The organism is Sulfurimonas sp. NWX367 (genome assembly GCF_039667065.1).
GTDB lineage: Bacteria > Campylobacterota > Campylobacteria > Campylobacterales > Sulfurimonadaceae > Sulfurimonas > Sulfurimonas hydrogeniphila.
Map to the genome: position 1 here is coordinate 95,729 of NZ_JALCZM010000003.1, position 25,251 is coordinate 120,979.

20 protein-coding genes are annotated in these 25,251 nt (G+C 38.7%); 10 read left to right on the forward strand and 10 right to left on the reverse strand.

The window, feature by feature from the left end; translation table 11 throughout:
• Positions 1 to 171 precede the first annotated feature (171 nt).
• The 6 genes from pstS (at position 172) to MNY28_RS09230 (ending at position 5,954) form a co-directional block, all read left to right on the forward strand.
• Positions 172 to 1,176 carry a phosphate ABC transporter substrate-binding protein PstS gene (pstS, locus tag MNY28_RS09205; RefSeq protein WP_346389637.1) on the forward strand — a complete coding sequence of 335 codons (1,005 nt, stop codon included), beginning with the start codon at positions 172 to 174 and terminating at the stop codon, positions 1,174 to 1,176.
• 156 nt (positions 1,177 to 1,332) lie between these two features.
• Positions 1,333 to 2,286: a phosphate ABC transporter permease subunit PstC gene (pstC, locus tag MNY28_RS09210; RefSeq protein ID WP_151899522.1), complete on the forward strand. Its 954-nt coding sequence runs from the start codon at positions 1,333 to 1,335 to the stop codon at positions 2,284 to 2,286.
• On the forward strand, positions 2,283 to 3,089 hold the full coding sequence (gene pstA / locus MNY28_RS09215) for a phosphate ABC transporter permease PstA (protein ID WP_151899521.1): 807 nt from the start codon (positions 2,283 to 2,285) through the stop codon (positions 3,087 to 3,089). Before pstC ends, pstA begins: the two co-directional genes overlap by 4 nt.
• Before the next feature lie 17 nt (positions 3,090 to 3,106).
• Positions 3,107 to 3,889, forward strand: coding sequence for a phosphate ABC transporter ATP-binding protein PstB (gene pstB / locus MNY28_RS09220; protein ID WP_346389638.1), 783 nt, complete (start codon positions 3,107 to 3,109; stop codon positions 3,887 to 3,889).
• A gap of 25 nt (positions 3,890 to 3,914) precedes the next feature.
• Positions 3,915 to 4,574: a PhoU domain-containing protein gene (locus MNY28_RS09225; protein WP_151899519.1), complete on the forward strand. Its 660-nt coding sequence runs from the start codon at positions 3,915 to 3,917 to the stop codon at positions 4,572 to 4,574.
• Positions 4,575 to 5,954: an ATP-binding protein gene (locus MNY28_RS09230; protein WP_346389639.1), complete on the forward strand. Its 1,380-nt coding sequence runs from the start codon at positions 4,575 to 4,577 to the stop codon at positions 5,952 to 5,954.
• On the opposite strand, the gene MNY28_RS09235 is transcribed toward MNY28_RS09230, so the two are convergent.
• A complete protein-coding gene (locus MNY28_RS09235) occupies positions 5,951 to 8,137 on the reverse strand; it encodes an ATP-binding protein (RefSeq protein WP_346389640.1) in 2,187 nt (728 codons plus the stop codon). The genes MNY28_RS09230 and MNY28_RS09235 overlap by 4 nt on opposite strands.
• Positions 8,134 to 9,417, reverse strand: a complete 1,284-nt coding sequence (locus MNY28_RS09240) for a diguanylate cyclase (protein WP_346389641.1) — start codon at positions 9,415 to 9,417, stop codon at positions 8,134 to 8,136. The genes MNY28_RS09235 and MNY28_RS09240 overlap by 4 nt, the downstream gene beginning before the upstream one ends.
• Positions 9,418 to 9,550: 133 nt before the next feature.
• Between MNY28_RS09240 and MNY28_RS09245 the strand changes: the two genes are divergently transcribed.
• The 3 genes from MNY28_RS09245 (at position 9,551) to glnA (ending at position 14,580) form a co-directional block, all read left to right on the forward strand.
• Positions 9,551 to 11,263, forward strand: a complete 1,713-nt coding sequence (locus MNY28_RS09245) for a lysophospholipid acyltransferase family protein (protein ID WP_346389642.1) — start codon at positions 9,551 to 9,553, stop codon at positions 11,261 to 11,263.
• On the forward strand, positions 11,263 to 13,023 hold the full coding sequence (locus tag MNY28_RS09250; RefSeq protein ID WP_346389643.1) for a GGDEF domain-containing protein: 1,761 nt from the start codon (positions 11,263 to 11,265) through the stop codon (positions 13,021 to 13,023). Before MNY28_RS09245 ends, MNY28_RS09250 begins: the two co-directional genes overlap by 1 nt.
• A gap of 126 nt (positions 13,024 to 13,149) precedes the next feature.
• A complete protein-coding gene (gene glnA / locus MNY28_RS09255) occupies positions 13,150 to 14,580 on the forward strand; it encodes a type I glutamate--ammonia ligase (protein WP_151899515.1) in 1,431 nt (476 codons plus the stop codon).
• A gap of 50 nt (positions 14,581 to 14,630) precedes the next feature.
• Here the strand turns inward: glnA and MNY28_RS09260 are convergent, their stop codons facing one another.
• Entirely contained in the window at positions 14,631 to 14,837 is a 207-nt protein-coding gene (locus MNY28_RS09260) for a hypothetical protein (protein ID WP_346389644.1), read from the reverse strand.
• 227 nt (positions 14,838 to 15,064) lie between these two features.
• Here MNY28_RS09260 and leuA point away from each other — a divergent pair, with 227 nt between their 5' ends.
• Positions 15,065 to 16,723: a 2-isopropylmalate synthase gene (gene leuA / locus MNY28_RS09265; RefSeq protein WP_151899514.1), complete on the forward strand. Its 1,659-nt coding sequence runs from the start codon at positions 15,065 to 15,067 to the stop codon at positions 16,721 to 16,723.
• On the opposite strand, the gene MNY28_RS09270 is transcribed toward leuA, so the two are convergent.
• Genes MNY28_RS09270 through alaS form a run of 7 tightly spaced genes read right to left on the reverse strand, consistent with a single transcriptional unit; the run spans position 16,720 to position 25,184 of the window.
• The gene (locus MNY28_RS09270) at positions 16,720 to 18,717 is read right to left on the reverse strand and encodes a PBP1A family penicillin-binding protein (RefSeq protein ID WP_346389645.1); all 1,998 of its coding nucleotides are present in this window, start codon (positions 18,715 to 18,717) and stop codon (positions 16,720 to 16,722) included. The genes leuA and MNY28_RS09270 overlap by 4 nt on opposite strands.
• The gene (locus tag MNY28_RS09275; protein WP_346389646.1) at positions 18,714 to 19,403 is read right to left on the reverse strand and encodes an ATP-binding cassette domain-containing protein; all 690 of its coding nucleotides are present in this window, start codon (positions 19,401 to 19,403) and stop codon (positions 18,714 to 18,716) included. The genes MNY28_RS09270 and MNY28_RS09275 overlap by 4 nt, the downstream gene beginning before the upstream one ends.
• Positions 19,400 to 20,497 carry an aminotransferase class I/II-fold pyridoxal phosphate-dependent enzyme gene (locus tag MNY28_RS09280; protein WP_346389647.1) on the reverse strand — a complete coding sequence of 366 codons (1,098 nt, stop codon included), beginning with the start codon at positions 20,495 to 20,497 and terminating at the stop codon, positions 19,400 to 19,402. The genes MNY28_RS09275 and MNY28_RS09280 overlap by 4 nt, the downstream gene beginning before the upstream one ends.
• Complete coding sequence (locus MNY28_RS09285; RefSeq protein WP_346389648.1) at positions 20,494 to 21,510, reverse strand: GGDEF domain-containing protein; 1,017 nt, start codon at positions 21,508 to 21,510, stop codon at positions 20,494 to 20,496. Before MNY28_RS09285 ends, MNY28_RS09280 begins: the two co-directional genes overlap by 4 nt.
• Positions 21,510 to 22,067, reverse strand: a complete 558-nt coding sequence (maf, locus tag MNY28_RS09290) for a septum formation inhibitor Maf (protein ID WP_346389649.1) — start codon at positions 22,065 to 22,067, stop codon at positions 21,510 to 21,512. Before maf ends, MNY28_RS09285 begins: the two co-directional genes overlap by 1 nt.
• The gene (locus tag MNY28_RS09295) at positions 22,057 to 22,593 is read right to left on the reverse strand and encodes a hypothetical protein (protein WP_346389650.1); all 537 of its coding nucleotides are present in this window, start codon (positions 22,591 to 22,593) and stop codon (positions 22,057 to 22,059) included. The genes maf and MNY28_RS09295 overlap by 11 nt, the downstream gene beginning before the upstream one ends.
• The gene (gene alaS / locus MNY28_RS09300; RefSeq protein ID WP_346389651.1) at positions 22,593 to 25,184 is read right to left on the reverse strand and encodes an alanine--tRNA ligase; all 2,592 of its coding nucleotides are present in this window, start codon (positions 25,182 to 25,184) and stop codon (positions 22,593 to 22,595) included. The genes MNY28_RS09295 and alaS overlap by 1 nt, the downstream gene beginning before the upstream one ends.
• Between the last annotated feature and the right edge of the window lie 67 nt (positions 25,185 to 25,251).

Below are 25,251 nucleotides of genomic sequence, written 5' to 3' on the forward strand. Positions count from 1 at the left end.
AAGGTTACAAAACGGCAACAGGCAACAACCCTATACTATAATTGTAAATGATACAAAACAATTCAAGTGACAATACTCTTGAGGTTTGTCACAAAGTTTTTGCCGTTTTGTAACCTTAGTGTAATAAAAAAAGTCTATACTTTCATAACTAAAATTAAAAAGGTGTAACAGATGACAAAAGTAATCAAGTTAGCTCTTGTAGCTTCAGTTCTTACAGGCGGACTCAGTGCAAATGATGTACTCAAAGGAAGTGGTGCTTCTTTTCCATATTCGGTATATCAAAAATGGACAAAAGCCTACTATAAAGCTACTGGTATCAAAGTTGACTATATTTCAAAAGGTTCTTCAAAAGGGATCAAAGATGCAAAAGCAAGACAGGTTGATTTTGCGGGAACAGACAAACCATTGTCACCTAAAACACTTAAGAAAAACAACCTTTATCAGTTTCCGGGTGTTGTCGGTGCAATCACAATGGGCTATAATCTTCCGGGTGTTTCTGAGTTGAAACTCAGCAGAAGTGCAATCGTTGCAATCTCTGAAGGGAAAATAAAATACTGGGACAACAAGTTGATCACTGCTGCAAACGCAGGATTGAAACTGCCACATGAAAAAGTAACATTTGTTCACCGTGCAGACGGGTCGGGAACAACATTCAACTACACATATTTTTTAAGCAAAGTATCCAAAGAGTGGCGACATACATACGGTGCAAAAAAATCTTTGAACTGGCCTGGCAATCAACATATCGGTGGAAACAAAAATACAGGTGTGGCAAGTCTTATCAAACAGACTCCCTACTCTGTCGGATACATCGACTATGCGGATGCACAGAAAAACGGCATTGTAATGGCTTCGGTTGAAAACAGAGAAGGGCACTATATCAAACCTGAATTAAAAGCATTTCAGACAGCTGCTGCAAAAGCAAACCTGGATCCCAAAAAAGATTTTTACTCTATTATTGCCGATCCCAAAGGTGCCGACTCTTATCCTATCGTAGCTGCTACATTTATCCTGGTGCCTGCTGAAAAACCTGAAATGGATAAAAAAGTAACAGCATTTTTTGACTGGTCATACAAAAACGGTCAAGAAATTGCAAAAAGTTTAGGTTTTGTTCCATTACCGGACGCACTTACAGACAAAATCAGAAAATACTGGGAAGAAAAAGGGATTAGATAATCTCTTTCTTCAAAAAAAAAACAAATTTCAAATTTCACTCTCTCCTTATTTTATGTTACACTTTTTGTGTAGCATAAATTTCTTTCCTTAATGTAATCTCTTTGTAATGAAATTACAATATAATATCAAAATAAATTTACTCTAGGGTTTTCTTATATGGAAAAAATATTTCAAAAGCTCTCTTTATCAAGTGCTTCTCTTGTGCTCGTTATACTTATTGGCATATTTATCACTCTCTTTAGCGCTGCAAAGCCCGCCATTGAAGAGTTTGGACTCCATTTTCTTGTTGATCCGACATGGAACAAAGAGGTTCCTGTGGAGAGTGCTGCCGGCACAATAAACACTGCTGTAAACATCGCAGATGAAAATGCCATCGAGGATGAAGATGATATGATTCTTGATGAAGATGAAGAGTCTCAGACAAAAACACTTTATGGCGGACTTGTTCCGATAGTCGGAACAATTCTTTCTACGCTTATTGCCCTCTCTTTTGCACTGCCTATTGCTATGGGTATTGCTGTTTTTCTGGCTGAAATCGCTTCAAAAAACATCTCCAAGTTTGTCGGTATGGCCATTGAACTCTTGGCGGCAATTCCGAGTATCATTTTTGGTATGTGGGGGCTCTACTATTTTGCCCCCATTATCTCCGATACCTTTGGCGGCTATCAGGTCTCTTTGTTGACCGCCGGACTTGTTCTTGGCATTATGATTCTTCCCTTTATGGCAGCCATCACCCGTGACAGTATGAATACAACCCCTGATGTACTCAAAGAGTCTGCCTATGCGCTTGGTGCCACAAAGTTTGAAGTGGTCAAAGATATTATATTTCCCTACTCAAAGGTTGGTATTATAGGCTCTATCATCTTGGCACTCGGACGCGCCTTGGGGGAGACTATGGCTGTTGCATTTTTGATTGGAGCAGTCTATTCACTGCCTGAAAAGATTACTGACCCTACCATCTCCATTCCTGTTGCTATGGCTGTAAACTTTGGCGAAGCCAGCGGACTGGGAGAAAGTGCACTCTTTTATCTGGGTCTGATTCTCTTTGTAATGAGTTTTATCATCATTTCAGTTGCCAAATTTTACTTTTTGAAAAAGGCTAAATTATGAGACTTCTGCTAAACAAAATCTTTTTGGCACTTTCGGTAACTTCTGCACTTATAGGCATTGGTTTTTTAGGATGGATTCTTGCCGTCCTTTTTATCAAAGGACTCTCTTCGCTTCATTTAAGCCTCTTTCTCAATGACCTTGTTGACGGGGGACTCAGAAATCTTTTGGTGGGACAGCTTGTTCTTGCCTCTTTGGCAGGTGCTATAGGAATACCGCTGGGAATGCTTGCAGGTATTTATATACGCGAATACGGAAGAGGAAAATATCCGGAACTGATTCGGGATTTGAGTGACATCATGATGTCCGCACCTTCTATTGTAATCGGAGCCTTTGTCTATGCCATAGCTGTTGCCCCTTATGGAGGAGCCAACGGATTTGCCGGTATTTTAGCGCTTACCATTATGATGGTTCCTATCATCATCAACACAACAGACTCTATGCTCTCTCTTGTCCCCAAGGAGTTACGAGAAGCAGGTATTGCCCTTGGTGCATCAAAATACCGTGTTATCCTGGACATCGTTATAAAAGCCGCAAAAGTGGGAATCATGACAGGTATTCTTTTGGCATTTGCAAGAATTGCCGGTGAAACGGCACCGCTGCTCTTTACAAGTGAAACAAGCAACTATTTCAGTCTCGATCTCACACAGAGTTTTCCCTCTTTGACTGTCAGTATTTATAATCTTGCCAATGAACCTGAAGAGTCGAGTCGTGATCTTGCCTGGGCTGCTTCATTTATACTGACAATGATGGTTTTAGTTATCAACCTGCTGGGTCGATTTATCACAAGAAACAAACACAAATAACTAAGGAAACAAAAATTATGCCTGTAATGAATATTAAAAAATTCTCTTTTACCTATCCTGGGGTCGACGAACCCTCTTTAAAAAATATAAATCTATCCATAGAGAAAAATAAAATTACTGCTCTTATCGGTCCGAGCGGTTGTGGAAAATCAACACTTTTACGCTCTATGAACCGTATACATGACCTGTATCCCGGTAATAAATATGACGGAAAGATTGAGTTACTTAATGAAGCAACCGGAAAATATCAAAATATTCTTGAAATTAAAAAAGAGAATGAATTTATAGAACTCCGCCAAAAAGTCGGTATGATTTTTCAAAAACCGACACCTTTTCCTATGAGTATTTTTGACAATGTTGCCTACGGATTGAAAATTGCAGGCATCAAAAACAAAAGTGAACTTGCCGACCGCGTAGAGACAGCACTCAAGGGCAGTGCATTATGGAAAGAAGTCCATGACAGGCTCAACAAGTCTGCAATGGGACTCTCAGGCGGACAGCAACAGAGACTCTGCATTGCCCGCGCAGTAGCAGTCAAACCCGAAGTCATTCTTTTTGATGAACCGACCTCCGCCCTTGACCCCATCTCAACAAGTGCCATTGAAGAACTGCTGGTGGAACTGAAAAAAGATGTCAGCATTGCAATTGTGACACACAATATGCAGCAGGCTTCGCGTATCAGTGACTATACTGCATTTATGTACCTTGGAGATTTGATAGAATTTGACAAAACAGAAAACATCTTTTTAAATCCTAAAGAGAAAAAAACAGAAGACTATATCACAGGTAGATTCGGATAAATTATAAAAAACAAAGGAGTCAAAAATGTTACCTACTTTTAGAACAAGCCTCGATGAAATAAGAAAAAAACTTACACATATCGGAGAAAATCTTGTAACTGCCAATACACTCATTCTCCAGGCATTACAAAACTGCGATGAAAAAACCTTTAATGATGCAAGAAACAGCATCAAAAACATTACGGCAAAAGCGGATGAAATTGACAATGCAATCATTAAAGTCCTTGCTCTGTATACACCAGAAGCAAGAGACCTGCGACAGGTTGTTGCCTACTTTAAAATAAGCAATGAACTCTCACGCGCATGCTCCAACACAAGAAGCTTCATACGGGGATTTACTGATGTATGCAAAGACCTTGATGTCAAAGAGATTAACGAATATGCAAGCCTTATGCAGACCTCAACGGTCAAAGCCATTACAACAACAGTAAGAATGATCAATGTTGATGACATGGATGAACTTCAGGAGATGTATGAAGAGGTACTTATCGAAGAAAACAAAGTTGATGACCTGTATGAAATGATAGAACGAAAGCTTGTAGAACAGGCCGAAGGCTCGAGTACCTTTGAAAAATATCACAAGATGCTCAGAGCACTTCGAAAAAGTGAAAAAATCGCCAGCAGGGCAATCAGCGTGGCAAACCTGCTGGTATATATCAAAATCGGTGGAAACATCCACAATTAAATGAAAAAAATTTCCCAAATAGTATTAGAGAAGTTTTTAGCACTCTTTTTAGCACTCTTTTTAATAGTGAGTGCTATAGTCTACTATTGGGTATATGAATTTTATCTTCACTCTTCAAAAGAAGCACTTATGCAAGCCACTGAGCTTGTCTCTTTCACTATCAACAAAGACACAGACCTTGATGCACTTGCAAAAAAGGTAAAAAAACAGCTCCATTTGCGCCTAACTATTATAGACGAAGAGGGCAATATCCTGGCAGAATCTGACAAAGACAAAGAAACTATGGACAACCATAAATACAGAGACGAAATTGTACAGGCAAACAGGGAAAAACACGGCTACACCATACGCCACTCACATACCCTTGACAAAGATCTGCAGTATGTGGCAAAAAAATACACCATCGACGGCAGAGTTCTCTATGTACGGGTTGCACGTGAAATCAAAGGTGTCCGCAGTGAAATCATCAACCTTGGCATTAAAATAGCCTTTGTTTTACTGCTCTTTTTTCTTATCGTTCTTTACATGTCCTACAGAATAAATATACAGATTCAACATGAAACAAAAAGAATAGTGGACTTTTTAAAATCTTTGACAAAAAAGAAAAAAGATACCTATATAAAATCTGACTTTTCCCAGGAATTTTCCCATATAACAAACCTGCTTACAAAAGTTTCACAGATTCTTGTCAAAAAAGAGAAACAAAAAACAAAATATACGCAAAAACTCCAAAAACTCAATGAACAAAAAGATGATATTATTTCTGCGATATCCCATGAGTTTAAAAACCCTATCGCGGTTGTAAACGGCTACTCACAGACACTTCTTGATGATGAAAACATCAACCCGAGTATACGAAAGAAATTTCTTACAAAAATCTATACAAACGGTACAAAACTCAGTGAGCTTATAGATACCCTCAGACTCTCCATGAAACTTGATGGCGGGCACCAGGCTTTAAATACACGCAAAGTAAATTTATATAATCTGGTACAAGAAACAGCACAAAACCTGGGACTGCATTATAAAAACAAAAAAATTATTGTCAATGGAGACAAAACCCTGGCCATAGAGATTGATCCGACACTTTTTGGCATTGTCATTACAAACCTGATAGAAAATGCTTTTAAATATTCCGAAGATGAAGTCATAGTCAATATCAGTCAAAATTCACTCGAAGTTATTGATACAGGAATAGGTATTTCTGAAAAAGATTTGCAAAGCATTACAAACAAATTTTACAGAGTCCACTCGAACCGATGGAACAACTCTTTGGGTCTGGGACTCTTTCTCGTGAACAATATCATTCAGCTGCACAACTTTAAACTTGTCATCAGAAGCAAACTGAATGAAGGCTCCAGTTTTACTATTGTCTTTTAACTCTCCTGCGTAAAGTCGATGATAAATTCAGCTCCCTCTTTTGTATTGCTTGCATGTAAATGTCCGCCCATGTTTTGTTCAATTATTATCTTTGACATATAGAGTCCTACACCTGTACCCATGCCCTGCTCTTTTGTTGTAAAGTAGGGTTCAAACACTCTTTTTATAATTTCCTGAGGTATTCCGCCTCCGTTATCTGTGATAATTATCTTTTTGTTTTTCAGTATAATGTCTATTTTTCCATACTCTTTACGGTTGTGGACAATGGCATCTTTTGCATTGGATATAATATTGAGAATAACCTGCTGAAACTCACCTTCAAGCCCATGAAGCATAAAATCCTCTCCATGCAGTGATATTTCAATATTGTGACTTTTTAACTGTGCATTTACCAAAGAAAGAGTGTTTTCAATGCTCTGTTTTACCCAAAAATCCTGTTTGACTTTATCGACTCTGAAAAAGTTTCTAAAATCATCTATGGTTTGACTCATAAAGTTTATTGTCTGTGTCTGTTTGTCAATAAATTCATCTATAAACTCTTTGTCAATTAAACCCTCCTCATAATCATCATCAAGATTTTGAATATTGATATTGAGTGAATTCAGCGGTTGTCTCCACTGATGCGCTATGGCTCCGACCATCTCCCCCATCGCAGCCAGCTTTGCCTGTTCCTGGAGCATTTTGTCTTTTTGCAGTATCTCGTTTGTACGTTTTTCTATCTCTTCTATGAGGTGTTCATTGAGCTGTTGCAGTTGTGTCTCAAGTTTCTGTCTTTTGCTGACATCTATCAAATAGCCTAAAAAGTGCGTTATTCTCCCTTTTTTATCACGAATAAAAAGCGTTGTCTGTTCTACCCATTTTTTTGTTTTATCTTTTGTCGTGATTTGATATGGCTGATGTTTTAAAATATCTAAATTCTTTTCAAATGCTTCTGTAAGTTCATGGAGGGCGTTTTGCAAATCCTCTGCATCTATCAAATCAGGATATTCGATTTCACCGTTTACAAACGCCTCTTTTGTATATCCTGTCAAAGAGGCAACATTGTTTGAGACATATTCGACACTCCAGTGAATATCATTTTGCCATCTAAAAAGAGCAATATCTCCTTTGTCAAAAAGTTCCAGGAGTTTTTGTTGTTCCTGAGCTGTTTCTTTAAGTGCTTTTTTTCGAATAAACTGTAGATAAAAAAGATACACAAGCAAAAACAAGCCTAAAAGCAAAATCAGACTGATAAGCTTGAAGTTGTACAAAATAGACTGGATATTTGAATTATCTGCATATAACACAAGATAGGCTACTGTCTGCTTTGATTTTACATTTTTAACAGGTAAAAAAGAGACAACTTTGACACTTTTTCCTGTTTTTTGATACAAAGAAAAAGCCTTGCATTTTTGCATATTTTCTTTTATCTCCTGCTGATGTTTTTGAATAATATTTTCTTTCAAATACTGCAGATACTGTGGCCGAACCCCTTTTGTATAAACAAACATGTAGTCATCTGATTCTATACTTGTTTTATAATGTGCTAAAAATTCTTTGTCTTTATACCATTTCACATCAAATACTTTTTTATTGACCAAAAAATGTGTGTAGAGTCTGTTTACTTTGGCAAGTCTGTTTTGAAAAGATTCTGAGGAAAAAGATATTTCATAGGCACAGATATACTTTCCCCCGTCAAACAAAGGAAAAACATTACGAAAACCATGCGCAATACGCCCCTGCTCAAACCCTGCAATCGCTTTATGTGTTTTATTGACATACTCAAAAGTATAGCGAATACCTGTTAAATCATCCCCGTATCTGTCCGGTTTGTGCATGCGTAAAAAAGAGACATTGTCGGGGAGTACAAACTGCATTTGTAAAACACCGCGTTTTCGAATTTCGCTGTATTGCTTTTTCAAATGTTGATACAATTCTTTACGCAGGAACTCTCTTTTTGCCTCCGTTACATGTAAAGCCTCCTGCAATATACGCAAAACCGTTGCATCATTAGACACAAAGGCATTTAAAGAGGCTGCATCTGCCTTGTCTGTCTCATTTACAATTTCATAATTTATTTTCAAATGCCTGAGAACCGAAGAGAGCTCTCTTTGAATTAAGTGATTTTTATGATAGTTGTTCAGGTACTGGCTTACCACAAACAAAAGTAAAAATAAAAGTAAAAATTTTATTTTCTGTTTCATTTTTTACTTACCACCCGGTTTCTTCCGTTCGCTTTTGCTTTATATAAAGCTTCGTCCGCTCTTTGGAGCATTGATTTGAGCGTATCCCCTTTTTTATAAGCAGTGACACCAAAGCTCAGTGTAATCTTTCCATATTCCTGAGCATGAAGTTCTTCAACTTTTTTTCTGCATTTTTCAAGAAGCAGCTGTGCGTCATTAAGTGCTGTTTGCGGCAAAAGCATAACAAACTCTTCTCCGCCCCATCTTGCTATAGTATCGGCACTTCGGGTACACGAAGTCAGTATATTGGCGACAAGTTTCAAAATTTCATCCCCAACCAGGTGTCCGTATCTGTCATTAAAAAGTTTAAAATGGTCTATATCTGCTATAGCCAAAGAGAGGGGGTAGCCATATCTTTTGACCTGAGAAAGCTCATACGCAAAAATCTCTTCAAACTTGTTTCTGTTATAGAGTCCTGTAAGCATATCATGGTTGGCTTTTTTTGTAATGGCTTCTCTTTGTTTTTCTATTTCAGTTACATCTGTAAAGTTCATCAGAAACTGTGTTTCATTAATCCTGGAAATATTGACCAAAAATGATTTTTTCTCATGTTTGGTGTTTACAATCGTTGTAATTCTCTGTGTCTCATTCAAAGAGTTTATAAAATCATACAGACTGTTGCCTTTTTCCAGGAAAGCCTGTATATTTTTCGTAGTGATACTGTCCTCTTCATTTGAAAAAATGTTAATAATAGAATGAAATTTTTCATTAAATTCTTCTACACTCTCTACTCCAAAGTATTTCAAAAAAGATTTTGAGGCAAAACTGACATGTTCAATATTTGCAATAACAGATATACTGTTTTCAGAATCTATAATATACTGCAGAATTTCTCTCTGTTCTTCATACTCTTTTTCAATAATGATATTTTTGGCAAGTTTTTCTATCAAAGCGGTTAAGGATTTTTTTTGCACAGGTTTAAGCAGATATCCCTCCACCTGCAACTCTATCGCTTCAAGCAAATAGGCACTTTCACTGTGTGCTGTTGTAAATATAACCTTTACATCCGCGTCCCTCTCTTTTATGGCCCGAATCATATCAAGACCGTTCATTTTAGGCATTTTAATATCGCTTACAACAATATCAGGCTGATACTTTTTAAAACATTCGAGTCCGACAATACCGTTGTTGGCTGTATATAATTCTTTGCTTATCCGTTTGAGTGCACGGGCATAGCCTTCGCGCACGTCATCTTCATCTTCTACATACAAAATCCTTATCTGTTTTGCATATTCAGGCATGAGCATCCCTTTTCAATATTTTCCACTAAATTAAGTATACAGAATTATCTTGAATTATATATAAGGAAAAATGTAATCTCTGTGTAACCTCTCTTTACTATAATTTTTCAACGCAATACAAAAAAGAGTATGTATGATTGATGTTGAAAAAATGATTATAAAAAAATACCCCAAACTTAAAAACTCCAGGGTGATCAAAGGTGCAATTTCAAAATTTGCAGATTCTGTAGTCCATGAGAAACAAATCAATGAATTTATCAAAAAGAACAGGCATTTGGGCAGTTTTGAGTTTATAGACGAAGCATTGCAATACCTCAACTTTGATTTTTCCGTCTCCGACAAGGATCTTCAAAACATTCCTTCCTCCGGACGCGTTGTCATTATTGCCAATCATCCGCTTGGTTCTTTGGATGCACTCGCACTTATCAAACTTGTCAGTAATGTCAGAAAAGATATAAAAGTTGTTGCAAATGATTTTTTAGAAGTCATCACTCCCATAAAAAATATTTTAATCAATGTCAACAATTTTAAAGCACGGCAAAAAAAAGAAGCCGTTACACAGGTATATGCGGCACTTGATGCAGAAGAGGCTGTCATCATTTTTCCTTCCGGCGAAGTAAGCCGGGCTACTCCGACAGGAATAAAAGACAAGGTTTGGCACAAAGGTTTTTTAAAATTTGCCAAAAAAGGCAATGCTCCTATACTTCCCGTATTTATAGGAGGGAAGAATTCCAAAACCTTTTACTCCGTATCAGCGCTGAACAAAAAACTTGCAGCCCTGCTTCTTGCACACGAAATGTTTAAACAAAAACACAAAGCTATTGAGATGATTGTAGGCGAACTCATTCCTTATGAAAACATCACGCCAAAGGGGATACAAAAGGACAAACTCCTCAAACTCTATAAAAAACATCTGTATGCCCTCAAAAGAAATGAGAGCTATTTTGAAACCCAAAAAGCAATTGCCCATCCCGAAGACAGACGGGATCTCAAAAAAGAGTTAAAATCATCACAACTGCTCGGAGAGACAAAAGACGGAAAAAAAATTTATCTCTACAGCAGCAATGACAACAACTCTATTATCATCAATGAAATAGGACGGCTCAGAGAGCTCTCCTTTCGCAAAGTCGGAGAGGGTATCAACAAAAAAAGAGATATAGACAAATATGACAGATACTATAAACACATTATACTCTGGGATGAGGAAGATCTTGAAATAGTCGGGGCATACCGTATAGCCGAATGTACGGATATCATAAAAAAATTTGGCGTTGATGCCCTTTATACAACAACACTTTTTGATTACAACGAAGCATTTTTGTCTTACCTCCCCGATGCCATAGAACTCGGCAGAAGTTTTGTCCAGCCAAAATACTGGGGTTCCCGGGCGCTTGATTATTTGTGGTACGGCATAGGTGCATATCTCAAAAACAATTCGCATATCCGTTACATGTACGGTCCGGTTTCACTGAGTGAAAGTTATGCCAAAACAGCCAAAGATATGATTTTATACTTTTATGATCAAAACTTTCAAGACAGACAAAATCTTGTCAGGGCAAAAAATCCCTACAACTTTAAAACAGATGAAACACTCATGGCAAATCTTAAAAAAGAGTTCAGTGCACCGGAATACAAAGAGAATTTCAAAACACTCAAAAAAGCGCTTGGCAGTATCAATACAAATATTCCAACGCTTTACAAGCAGTATGCCGATCTGTGTGAAAAAGGCGGCATACAATTTTGCGCCTACAACATAGACAGTGATTTTTCCAACTGTATAGACAGCTTTATAATCGTCGACATTTCAAAAATAAAAGAATCCCAAAAAAAGAGATATCTAAAATAATGAATAATGAACTCACCCAACACTGGAAAAACAATCTTAAAATTCTTGATGTGGCTTTTCAGCCTATCATCAATATCCATACAGGAACACTCTACGGTGTCGAAGCCCTGTTGAGAAATTTTCAGGATGTCGGATTTAAATCTATCTTTGCACTCTTTGATGCTGTTTATAAAGAGAAACTTTTGTACTCTTTTGATTTGGCACTGAGAGAAAAAGCTTTAAAAAAATACACACAGATACAAAGCTATAAGAACATAAAGCTCTTTTATAATCTGGATAACCGGGTTTTGGAAATGGAAAATTTTTCTACAGGAAATACAACAAAAATTCTCAAAGAGCTCAATATAAAGAAAGAAAATCTCTGTTTTGAAATTTCGGAAAGACAGGAAATTTCCAGTGAATTTGACCTTGAAAAAATACTCCAGCATTATAAAAATGAAGATTTTTCCATTGCAATAGATGACTTTGGTGTCGGCTATTCCGGATACAAACTTTTTTATGATTCCACACCCGATATCATCAAAATTGACAGATTTTTTCTGCAGGGACTTGCGACCAATATGAAAAAAAAGCTTATGGTTCGCAACATCACACATCTTGCCATTCAACTGGGCATTAAGGTGATTGCCGAAGGTGTTGAGACAAAAGAAGAGTACCTTACATGTAAAGACATCGGCTGCCATTTGGCACAGGGCTATCTTATTCAGAAACCTACAAAAAATACACAAAAAATTTATCAGCAATACACAAATATCATTGACATTATAAAGTTTGACAGACGGATAAGTGACAAAAATATTTTACTGAAAAACAATATAGACAAAATTCAGCCTTTAAAACTTAAAACAAAAATGAATCTGGTCATAGAGTATTTTAAAAAGAATCAGAGTGTTCCCATTGTTCCTCTTGTAAATTCCCAAAATGAGCCTGTGGGAATATTGCTTGAATCTGACATCAAAGAGTTTCTTTACTCTCCCTACGGCATGTCTTTACTCTTAAATGAACAGAATAACTCAAAACTGGAAAACCTGCTTCACCCCTGCGGGCATGCAGATATCAACAGCAACACCACTACCCTTATAGAACTTTTTGCGAACAATCCTGAATCTTCAGGCATTATTATTACAAAAAATTCAGGCTATTATGGATTTTTGTCCGCAAAAGCAATTATCAACATGATGCATCAGGAAAACATGATTCAGGCCAGAGACCAAAATCCGCTTACAAAACTTCCCGGAAACACAATGATTGAAAAATACATATACAAAGTATCCCAATCCTCAGCATCCTATCTTCTGTGCTATTTTGACCTCGACAATTTCAAAGCCTTTAATGATGTGTACGGTTTTCGAAACGGTGACAGGATTATTCAGCTTTTTGCAGATATTATGAGAAAAGAACTGCCAAAAGATGTTTTCAAAGCCCATATAGGAGGTGATGATTTTTTTGTTGCCTGGGAGAATAAAGATTTTACCCATAACTCTTTTGACATGAAAATGATAGAAAATATTTTGGAAAAATTTGCTTCCTCGGCAAAAGAATTTTATAACAAAAAAGATAAAGAGAATGGCTATATCATTTCCAAAAACAGAAAAGAGCAAACATGCAGGTTTCCGCTTCTCACAGCAAGTGCCTCCTTGCTTATCACTCCAGAGAAAAAATCATTCATAAGTGAAGAGCATATAAATACAATTCTTTCCTGTCAAAAAAAAGTTGCAAAAAATGAACCAAAACATCTTGCTGTGAGTTCTTTGATTTAAAAAACTTTCATTTTTATCACAATATGAAACAAATCTGAGAAATTGATTATATTTTCATCATTCTCAAAGTTATAAATTTGTTTTAATAAGATATACTACATGCAGATAAAATTCAGGAGATAATTAATGGGAAAATTCGTTAATAACATAGAAGAGTTCTTTACATTTTGTAATGAAAATGATGTACAATTTGTAGATTTGAGATTTAGTGATATTAAAGGTTCATGGCACCACCTTACATACCGTTACAGTGCAGTAAATGCAGAAAATTTAGAAAACGGTTTCCCGTTTGACGGTTCTTCTGTCGAAAACTGGCAACCGATTAACAAATCGGACATGCTTTTAAAAGCAGATGTTCCGACTGCATTTCTTGATCCTTTTACTGCCGATCCTACTGTGATTCTTATCTGTGATGTATATGACATTTACAAAAATGAATTATATGAAAGATGTCCGCGTTCAATCGCAAAAAAAGCACTTAAATATGCTGAAGAGATCGGAATAGCTGATGCTGCATACTTTGGTCCGGAAAATGAATTTTTTATCTTTGATGATGTTAAATTTGTTGACAATATCAATGAAATGGGATTCAAAGTAGACACAGAAGAGGGTGAATGGAATTCAAACACCGGATATGACGAAATGTACAATACAGGTCACAGACCGGGAACAAAAGGCGGTTACTTCCCTGTAGCACCGACAGATTCTATGGTGGATATGCGTGCTGAAATGATGCAGGTGTTAGAGCAGGTTGGTCTTGAAGTTGTTCTTGGACACCACGAAGTTGCCCAGGGTCAAGGTGAAATCGGTATCGTTTTCGGTGACATCATCACTGCTGGTGACAATGTTCAAAAATACAAATATGTTGTAAAAATGATAGCGCACCTCAACGGTAAAACTGCTACATTTATGCCAAAACCATTATATGGTGACAACGGAAACGGAATGCATGTTCACCAGTCACTGTGGAAAAACGGCAAAAACCTTTTCTATAAAGAAGGCAATTATGGAAACCTAAGTGAAATGGCAATTCATTATGCAGGTGGGATCTTCAAACATGCTGCTGCAGTTGCTGCATTTACAAACCCGTCAACAAACTCATACAAACGTCTTATTCCTGGGTTTGAAGCACCAAGCATTTTGACTTACTCTTCTCAAAACCGCTCAGCTGCCTGTCGTATTCCGTATGGTGCAGGTGAAAAAGCAACACGTATTGAAATGAGATTCCCGGACTCTTCATCTTGTCCTTACCTTGCTTTTGCTGTAATGATGATGGCGGGACTAGACGGTATCAAACATGCTACAATCCCTGTCGGTCCGATGGATGAAGACCTGTTTGAACTTTCTCTTGATGAAATTCGTGAAAAAAACATTCCACAAATGCCGCACACACTTCGTGAAGCATTAGAAGGTCTTATTGCAGACAACGAATTCTTAAAGCCGGTATTTACATCTGAATTTATAGAAGCATACCAGCACTATAAATTTGAACGTGATGTATGGCCGGACGAAGGTCGCCCGACTGCATACGAATTCAAAACTACCTATCAGTGCTAAGCGTTTCTGCTTAGGCTATATGTTCTAAGCTTTTTCGGAACCCGTACTTTCTATGCTAAAGCATGGGTTCCGACAAAATATCTCGGAATCGGTACTTCAGTGCCGACTGTTGCTACTTTTATGACACTCTCAGCCCACCCTGAAGGATGGGTTCCGAAAAGCAACACCCCTCTGCTCGGAATCGGTACTTCAGTGCCGACTGTTGCTACTTTTATGACACTCTCAGCCCACCCTGAAGGATGGGTTCCGAAAAGCAACACCCTCTGCTCGGAACCGGTACTTCAGTGCCGACTGTTGCTACTTTCATGACACTTTCAGCCCGCACTGCAGAAAAAAATTTAGTTTTTCTCACAAGTCATGCGTTAGCATAGAAAGTACGGGTTCCAAATAAAAGCCCATTAAATCAAAAATTCGATATAATTGCAAACATAATAGTCCTGTATAAGAGTGCAGCTATTAAATAATTCAAGAACAAGGATTCTTTATGAAGAATATTCCTAAAGGCAAATACAAGCCTTATCCGAAAATAGACTTGCCAGACAGAAAATGGCCGGACAACAGTATAACCAAAGCACCGATATGGTGCAGTGTCGATTTGCGCGATGGCAACCAGGCACTTATCAATCCTATGGATATGAAGAAAAAACTTGAATTATTTGCACTCTTACTTAAACTCGGTTTCAAAGAAATAGAGGTGGGATTCCCCTCTGCTTCCAAAATAGAATTTGATTTTTTGCGCAAACTCGTCAATGACAATCTCATTCCGGATGATGTGACAATTCAGGTACTTGTGCAGGCAAGAGAACATTTGATTGCCAAAACATTTGAAGCATTGGAAGGCGTACAAAAAGCAACGGTACATTTGTATAATTCAACCTCGGTTGCCCAGAGAAAAATAGTGTTTTCAAAAACACAGGATGAAATTATTGACCTTGCCCTGGAGGGTGTTGATTTGGTCAAAAAATATGAAGCCAATCATAACGGAGAGATATTTTTAGAGTATTCTCCAGAGAGTTTTACGGGAACGGAGTTGGATTTTGCGGCACGGATTTCCAATGCAGTAACGGCTCGCTGGGGAATAAACGAAAACAGAAAGGTGATTATAAACCTTCCTGCAACAGTAGAGATGGCGACGCCTAATATTTATGCAGACCAGATAGAATGGATGGGCAGACACCTGGATAATCGTGAAAATGTCATCATCTCGACGCACACGCATAATGACAGAGGCACTTCCATCGCTGCAACAGAGTTGGCACTTTTGGCAGGGGCAGACAGAGTCGAGGGAACACTTTTGAGCAACGGAGAGCGGACAGGCAATGTAGACATCATCACCCTTGCCTTAAATATGACCTCCCAGGGGATAGATACGGGGCTTGATTTTTCGGATATCAACGAAGTGGTGCGAGTTGTCGAAACATGTACAGAACTGCCGACACACCCGAGACACCCCTATGTCGGAGAACTTGTTTATACGGCATTTTCCGGTTCCCATCAGGACGCCATTAACAAAGGGCTTGCCTATCAGCAGGCAAAAGAGGACCCTTTTTGGGAAGTGCCTTATCTGCCGATAGATCCGGCTGATGTGGGACGGACGTATGAAAGTATCATCCGTATTAACTCACAATCGGGAAAAGGCGGAGTGGCTTATATACTCGAACACAATTACGGCTACCATTTGCCAAAAGCCATGCATCCTGAAATCGGTCGTGCCGTGCAGGCATTAAGTGATGAAAAAGGACGAGAACTGGAACCCGAAGAGATATTGGAAGTTTTTAAAAATACCTATTTCAATATTGAAGAGCATATCTCTTTTGTAGACTTTACACTCTCCTCAGATAACGGGAAGGCTACATGTACCTTAACGTACAAATACAATGGAGATGTCATTACATCTGAGGGCGAAGGCAACGGACCGATTGATGCCTGCAAGAATGCACTGATGCAAAAGTACAAAAATGATTTTACTGTTAAGTCATACTCGGAGCACTCGTGTGGTGACAAAAGCAGTGCACAGGCAGTAGCATACATAGAAATTCAGACAAAAGAGGTACTCTCACGTTTTGGTGTCGGAATAGACAACGACATCACTGTAGCCTCAATCAAAGCCATGTTTTGTGCTTTAAACAGAACCTTTGGCTAAAAAAGAAGTTCAGATTCTGTTTCATCACTGTAATCACTTCTTGGCGGCTTTGAGATATCACTGAAATACTCTTTTTTTCCATTGATTTTCACTTCAATAATTCCCTCAGGCACATCAAATTTTCGCTTTATCTGAGGGTAGAGTTTCAAAAGATTTCTGAAATAATAAGCAAAGGCGGGACCCGAAACCCGTCCTCCTGTCTCTTTGTGATACATCGGTGTATTGTCATCATTGCCGAACCAGACAACCGTCTCAACAGTAGGGGAATAGCCGGCAAACCAGGCATCTATATTATTATTTGTTGTTCCTGTCTTTCCTGCAATTTCTATGCCTCGCACTCTTGCTCTTCGTCCTGTTCCTCTTGTGACAACATCACGCAGTATCGTCGTCATTATAAAAGCCTGAGTCGGAGCCGTTATATAATAAGAAACATCCTCTTTTTTATAAACAGTACTGCCGCCTTGGTCAATACTTGTAATCAAGTGAGGTTTTACCTGAATCCCGTAGTTTGAAAATGACGTATAATACTGTGCAAGTTCAAGCGGTGACATTGACATGGTTCCAAGAGCGATAGAGAGGTCATTTGGCAGATTTTTAATATGAAATTTTTTCAGTTCCCGCAACAACTGTGACAGGCCTATGTCATTTACAAGATTGATAGTCGCTAAATTTCTTGAATGAATAAGTGCTTCTCTGAGAGTAATGAGACCTTTATAGTTTTTTTCATAGTTTTTAGGCTGCCATTTCATCTCCTCACCATTTTTTTCATAGGCATATGTCTGGGCAATATCAACAAGTTTTGTAGCACCCGAATATCCCAAATCAATAGCTACCTGATATATAAAAGGTTTAAAAGCGGAACCGGGCTGGCGCCTGCCCTGAGTAGCACGATTATAAGAGCTTTTTTTATAATCTACACTCCCAAGCAGTGCCAAAATATCCCCTGTTTTGGAATCAAGAGAAACCAAAGCACCGTTAAGCTGTGACACATTGACATCCTGGACTTTAAAGGTTTCGTCTTCTGTTTCCTGTGCCTCTTTTTCTTTATATTTTTCAATTCTCTCTAAAGCTTTGTCATACGCATACTGCAGTGATTTTCTTCCAATATCCTGCAGTTTCAAATCAATCGTTGTATATATTTCATATCCGCCTGTTTTTAAGTCGTCAATTCCCATATTTCTGAATCTTCTTGCAACTTCATCCACAACAAAAGGGGCTCTGTTTTGTGTCAGTGTATCATTATATACTACCGGATTTTCAGCCAATGCCTTTTTGTATGTTGCGTCGTCTATCCAGCCAAGTGTATACATTCTTGTAATGACACGATTGGCTCTGCCCATGGAAATATCATAGTTTTTTGTAGGCGCATAGGTACTTGGCGCCTTTGGCAATCCCACAAGTATGGCTATCTCTTTAAGTGTCAAATCAGAGAGCTTCTTGTGAAAATACCCGTCTGCAGCTGTTTTGATGCCATAATATCCGTGCCCAAAATAGATCTCATTTAAATACCGTTCCAGAATCTGCTCTTTTGTCAGTGCATTTTCAAGTTTAAAAGAGTATATCAACTCTTTTATTTTTCGTGAAAGTTTTTTCTCCCGGGTCAATAATTTGTTTTTTACCAACTGCTGCGTAATCGTACTGGCACCCTCAACCATCTTTCCTGCTTTGATATCTTTGATAACTGCCCGAAAAATTGCATCAAAATTAACGCCGGAATGTTCAAAAAAGGTTGTATCTTCAATGGCAACAAGTGCTTCAATCACCCTTGGAGGAATCTCATTAAAAGAGGCATAATATCTATGCTGTTTATCAAAAATATTTGCTATTTTTTCTCCGTTTTTGTCATATATTCTGCTTGTCTGTTTTGGTTTGTAGTCTACTAAGGAGGAGATATCATAATCATAGCTTACCAGGTAATAGCCAAGAATTATAAAGGGTGAGAAAAACCCTAAAATCAGTATGGTTACAAATGTTCTTTTTAGTAGTTTTTTCATGTTCTGAATTTCCTGTTGGCAAAACTGGCCTCTATTAATATTTTTGTATACTCTTGTTGCGGATTCTCTATTATTTCACGCATTTTTCCGCTTTCAACTATTCTTCCGTTTTTTATAATAGCAACATCTTCGCACAGTGCCTTGGCAGAAGCTATGTCATGTGTCACAAAAAGCATTTGAAACTGCTCTTTTTTTTGCAACTTTTTTAAAAGCTGAAGTATCACCTCTTTTGTCTGGGGATCAAGTGCGGTTGTCGGTTCATCAAGTAAAAGTAACCTCGGTTTTGATTCTAACGCAATTGCAATGACAACACGCTGAAGTTGTCCGCCTGAGAGTTCGGGGGCGAAGCGTTCGAGCAAATCGTAATGCAGACCGACTTCATCAAAAAGTTCCCTGACTCTTTTTGGCTCACTGAAAAACTGTTTTTTGATTTTTGTCAGTGGAGAGAGTGCTGTAAAAGGATTCTGCGGCACAAAAGAGAGGGTTTTTCCTGCTATGAGTTCAAAATCAAAATTATCTGCAAGCTCTACTCTCATCTCTTTGGGCAGCATCCCCAGAAGCGCCTTGATTGTCAGGCTTTTTCCGCTGCCGCTTTGCCCTATTAATGCCAATGAAGAGGAAATGTCAAAGGAGATGTCCACCAAGGCTTTATTGTTGTAGATAATTTTGAGTTTGGACATTTTCATGACTCTATTCCTGCCAACTCTTTGCAAACCAGTCTGAGCGTATCACTCTTTTCACCGAGTCTTGCAATCAGACGAATTATTGCAGAAGCAACCGTAGGCTGGCGTATCGCCCCCACACTGTAACCGGATTTCAACAGCCTGTTTTTAATATCTATGACCTGTCTATTGTCTCCTATACAAACAGGCACAATCAAACCCTTTACATGTAAGCCTAACTCTTGGGAGACTATTGTTTGGCGAAGCATTATCTCTTTTTTCAGTGTTTCACTGTTTTGCAAAATATATTTCAGTCCGTTATGCGCCAACAGTGTATCATACAAAGAGAGAGCAGTCGCATACACAATCGGTTTTGCACGATTTAAAAGATAGTGTGATATATGTTCTGATGAGAGTATAAAAGCACCGAAACTGCCATAGGCTTTTCCGAGCGTTCCCATTTTAATATGGTTTTGCTTTACGGCAATACTGTAATAATCAAAAACACCCATCAGTTTGTCTCCGACTACTCCGCTGCTGTGCGCTTCATCAACTATCAAAATCGCTTCCTCTTCATCACATATATCAAAAACCTCTTTTGCGCACAAATCACCGTCCATCGAGTAAATACCCTCAACTGCAACGATCTTTCGTTTGACAGTTGAATGTTTTAGCAAGCTTTGCAACTCCTGCATATCATTATGTTTGAAAAAAACTACATCTATATTATGTAACTGGGAAGCCAAAACACCTGAGGCATGATACAGTTCATCCATAAAAAGCGTATCACCGCGACGGACAAGCGATTCAATCAAGGCAATATTTGCATTAAATCCGCTTCCAAGCACTATTGCTGCCTCAAAGCCGTTTGCTTCACATAAAGCCTCTTCAAAATCCTTGTGTATCTGATGATAGCCGTTTATCAGCATAGATGCCTTGGCATTGTTGAGCGGATACTCTGCCAATTGTTTACATGTAAGCGTATGAAGTTCTTTGTTGTGCGAAAGTCCCAAATAGTCATTTGAGGCAAAATCATGCAGGGTGTTGTTAACAATTTCACGTGTCCGATAACGCCCTGCTCTTTGAAGAGCTTTGAGCTCTTTAGCATAAAAATTCATCCAAGAACTACCTTGTTTCTCCCTGTTTCTTTTGCTTTGTAAAGAGCCAAATCAACTCTTTTATACAGAGAAATATCATCGTCGCCTTTTTCATACTCTGCAACACCAAAGCTCATGGTAATAGGCAGAACAGCTTTGTATTTTTCAACACTTTCTCTTATCTTTTGTGCCAGGGCATACGCTTTGTCTTTCGTAGTATTTGGCAGGATCACTATAAACTCTTCGCCGCCGATTCTGCAAAAAATATCGGTATCACGCAGCATAGAAGCAATATACTTTGTATATTCTACCAGTACTTTATCGCCTGTATCGTGCCCGTAGTTGTCATTGACTTTTTTAAAAAAATCTATGTCAAAAATAATCAGCGAAAACGGATGGTGATAGCGCTGTGTCAGCAAAATCTGTTCATCCAGTTTTTTATGAAAAAAACGCCGGTTGCCGATCTTTGTCAGTGAATCTTTTACAGCCAGAATCTCCAGCTCTTTTTTATAGTTTTCCTGTTCGGTTATATCGGACAGTATAATTCCGTACAGATTGTCTTTTTTGTCAAGAACCGAAGCAGAAATAGCAAAATAGTACTCTTTGTCGTAAATCCTGACTTTGGTTTTGTGATATACCTCAGAATTTTTGACAATATATTCTATCCAACCCAGACCATTGTTTACAGCGCCGATATATCCTTCTTCTTCTTCAAAAAATTCACATATACAATGGTGTTTTTGTGAGAACTCTTCTATATTTTTATAGCCTTTGAAATATTTAAAAAAAGTTTTATTTGCAGAAACAAGCTTTTTTTCATTACTGACAATGACAATATTTGTAGAGTTGTCAATGATACTTTTATAATAGTGTTTTTGCTTGGCATAGCGATAAAACAGAATACTGATACCCATAAACAAAAGTGTGACAAGAATAACATTCCAAACCAGACTTAATTGCAATGTGACAAAAAGTACGAAGAGATATGCCAGCAGTATATTAATAAAAAAACTGTATCTTTTATAAAAATACATCAGTTTTGCTCCATAAAAGTTTCCAGCACTTCGACACAAAGTCCCATTGCCGTACTCTCATAGCCTCTAACTTCTTTGATGTAGGGCTTGCAAAACCCTTCTACCATACAGGCACCAGCCTTGCCTCGCCACTCTCCGCTCTCTAAGTAACGTTCCAAATCTTGTGTATTAAATGGTTCAAACAGGTAGTCTGTCTTTGAAATATCTATTATCTTTTGCTGTTTTGCATGATATATCATACATGTAATGATACTCGTAATATTTCCGCTCTGCGTCATTAAAATATTACGGGCATCATCTTTGCAGCGTGCCTTTCTTAAAATATGTCCCTGGCTTGTAACAACAGTATCGGCTACCAACAGCGGATACTCTTCATAGCCAAATACTCTGAGATTTGCTTCATACTTGCCTAGAGTTGCCTGATAAACAAAGTTTTTCGGGCTGTTTGCGACAATACTCTCTTCATCAAAATCAACACTCTCTTGAATAAAATCAATGCCTGCTTTTTTTAAAAGCATGGCGCGTGTCTGAGATGATGAGCAGAGTCTAATACGCATTTCGCAGAGTCACTCCCAGATAAATTGCAATAATTCCAAGTGTGATATTGATGGGAACCATATATTTTCCAATAAGCTCTAACGCTTTTTTTGCACCTGCTGTATCACCTTTTTGTAAAAGTTTCTGTGCTTTGTTGCGTCTGAAAATCATAGCCGCAAGATTAGCCGCCATAATCATCCAGATCACCTCTTTTACATGCACAAGATTATATATATGCATCGCATACTCATCTATCACATTGCCGCCTGCATCAACGGCAGCCGCACGAAAACCAAGTCCGACAGCCATGATGACTGCTGTAATGATAAGTATAGCAACAAAAGGTAAAACAATCATAAAGAGCCTGTTGAGTGCATGTGAAATTCGTTCGAGTCTGTGTAAGGGTGATTCAATTTGTATAAATGAAGGATGCGCTGCAAATTTCATGGCAATCATCCCTCCGACCCAAACAACGGCAGAGATTACATGTAAAAAGACTATCTGTGTTCTGTAATCTGCAAAAAGTTCAATCATAAAATCTTTCATCAATCCAATACCTCTGTAATAAATTTCAGTGCTGCTTCTTTTGCCTCAGGCAGTTTTGAAGCATCTTTTCCTCCGGCTTGGGCAAAGTCAGGACGACCGCCACCGCCTCCGCCAAGAAGCGGTGCTATTTTTTTGATCCAATCACCCGCTTTCGCATCGCACCCTTTGACACCTGCGGCTATGAGCACTTTATCACCTTTGACCTGGAAAAGCATTGCACAGAGTTTGTCATTTTGATTTTTCAGCTCATCTATCTTTTCTTTGATATCCCCGTTAGGCAGTTCATCCACAACTACTGACACACCGTTTATCTCATCTGCTTTAATTTCAACTTTTGCAGCTTCGTGTGCCTCTTTGAGTTCATCTTTCAAAGCAGCTATATTTGATTTGAGCCTGCTGATTCCTGCAAGCAGATCAAGATTTTTCACTTCACTCTGCGCCTCTTTTACAAGTGCTCTTTGCTCACAAAAGTATTTATACGCCGCATTGCCGCACACAGCTTCAATACGTCGCACACCGGCACTCACACCGCTCTCTTTGGTAATGATAAACGAACCGATATTTGCCGTATTGTCTACATGTATTCCGCCACAAAACTCAACAGAAGCATCTGCAAATTTAACAACACGCACCTCATCTCCATACTTCTCGCCAAACTGGCTCTTCGCACCTGATTTTTTTGCCTCTTCTATAGGCAGTACCTCGGTTTGGGCAGGAATTGCACGCATTATTTCAACATTTACACGCTCTTCTATTACATGTAATTCTTCTTCACTGAGCGCTTTTGGATGAGAAAAATCAAATCGCAGACGATTTGCCTCAACCAAAGAACCCGCCTGTGAAATATGTTCTCCAAGCACATCAAAAAGTACCGCATGCAACAGGTGTGTTGCCGAGTGATGTTTTGTTATCTCATTTCTGGAAATATCCACTTTTGCATCTACATGCTGTCCGACTTTGAGAGAGGCATGCAACTCTATCTTCGAAAGATTCAAACCAAAGAATTTTTTCGTATCAACTACCTGTGCAATGCCTTCAAGTTCTCCAGTATCACCACACTGTCCGCCACTCTCAGCATAAAAAGGTGTAATATCTAAAAATACCCATCCTTTTTCTCCGGCTTGCAGTTCTTCCACACGCACATACTTTTCATCTAAAAGTGCCAGCACTTTGCTTGCATGATGCATAGTTTCATATCCGACAAATCTGTTTTCACCAAACTCCTCAAGCAGTGTTTTAAAGTCACCGCTGATGGCATCATCCCCACTCCCTTTCCAGGCAGCTTTGGCACGTCTTCTCTGCTCATTCATCAGGCTCTCAAATGTTGCCGTATCCAGTGAGAGGTTTTTTTCTTTGAGCATATCTTCTGTCAAGTCAAGCGGAAAGCCGTAGGTATCATAGAGTTTAAAAGCCACTTCACCCGAAAACACATACCCCAGGGCACCTTCTCTGTCTTCGGCATTCGCCTTGTCTTTGGTATTTTGCAGTTCCATGTTAAAAAGTGCTATGCCTGATTCTATTGTCTTGAAAAATCGTGCCTCTTCAAGCTCTATCTGTTCTTTGACAACCTCTGCTTTGGTCTGAAGATACTCATACTCCCCACCCATAATATCAACCAAAGTATCGACAAGTTTATACATAAACGGTTCGCGAAAACCTAAAAGATACCCGTGACGCACAGCACGGCGCAGGATTCTTCGAAGCACGTACCCGCGTCCCTCATTAGAAAAATTTACACCCTGAGAGAGTAAAAATACTGCGGTTCTGATATGATCTGCTATAACACGGTACGATGCACCCGTAGCGTATACATACTCTTTGCCTGTCAAATCTTCGACTTTTCGGATAATCGGCATAAACAAAGAGGATCCATAATTGGAAATGGCACCCTCTTTAATGGCTACAACACGCTCCAGTCCCATTCCTGTATCTATGGATGGATGTGCAAGAGGAATTCTCTCTCCGCCTTTTTCTTTGACTTCATACTGCATAAAAACAAGGTTCCAGATTTCCAAAAATCTGTCGCCTTCACCGCCCATATAATCCTCGGGACCGCTAAAATGTTCTGCTCCCTGATCATAAAAGATTTCAGAACACGGTCCGCACGGTCCCGTATCACCCATAGACCAGAAGTTGTCTTTGTCTCCAAGACGCATAATCCGCTCAGGCGCAATGTGCTTTTTCCAGATTTCTTCAGCCTCATCATCACTTTCATGCACTGTTACCCAGAGTTTGTCTTTGTCCAGATGCAATATCTCAGTGATAAACTCCCAGGCATAGGCAATTGCCTCTTCCTTGAAGTAGTCTCCGAAACTGAAATTTCCCAGCATTTCAAAGAAAGTATGATGACGCGCTGTATGTCCGACATTTTCCAGGTCATTGTGTTTTCCACCCGCACGGATACAAGTCTGGCAGGATGTGGCACGAGGATTTTTGGGACGAGGAACCTCCCCTGTAAAAATCGACTTAAAAGGCACCATGCCTGCGTTGTTAAAAAGCAGAGTCGCATCTTCAGGCACCAAAGGCGCTGAGGGAACTCTTGTATGTTGTTTTGATTCAAAAAATTTTAAATACTCTTCTCTAATATCCATGGTTGTTTCTCTTTTATAAAATTACGCGATTATATCCAAAAGGAGCTAAATTTTTTGAATTTATTCT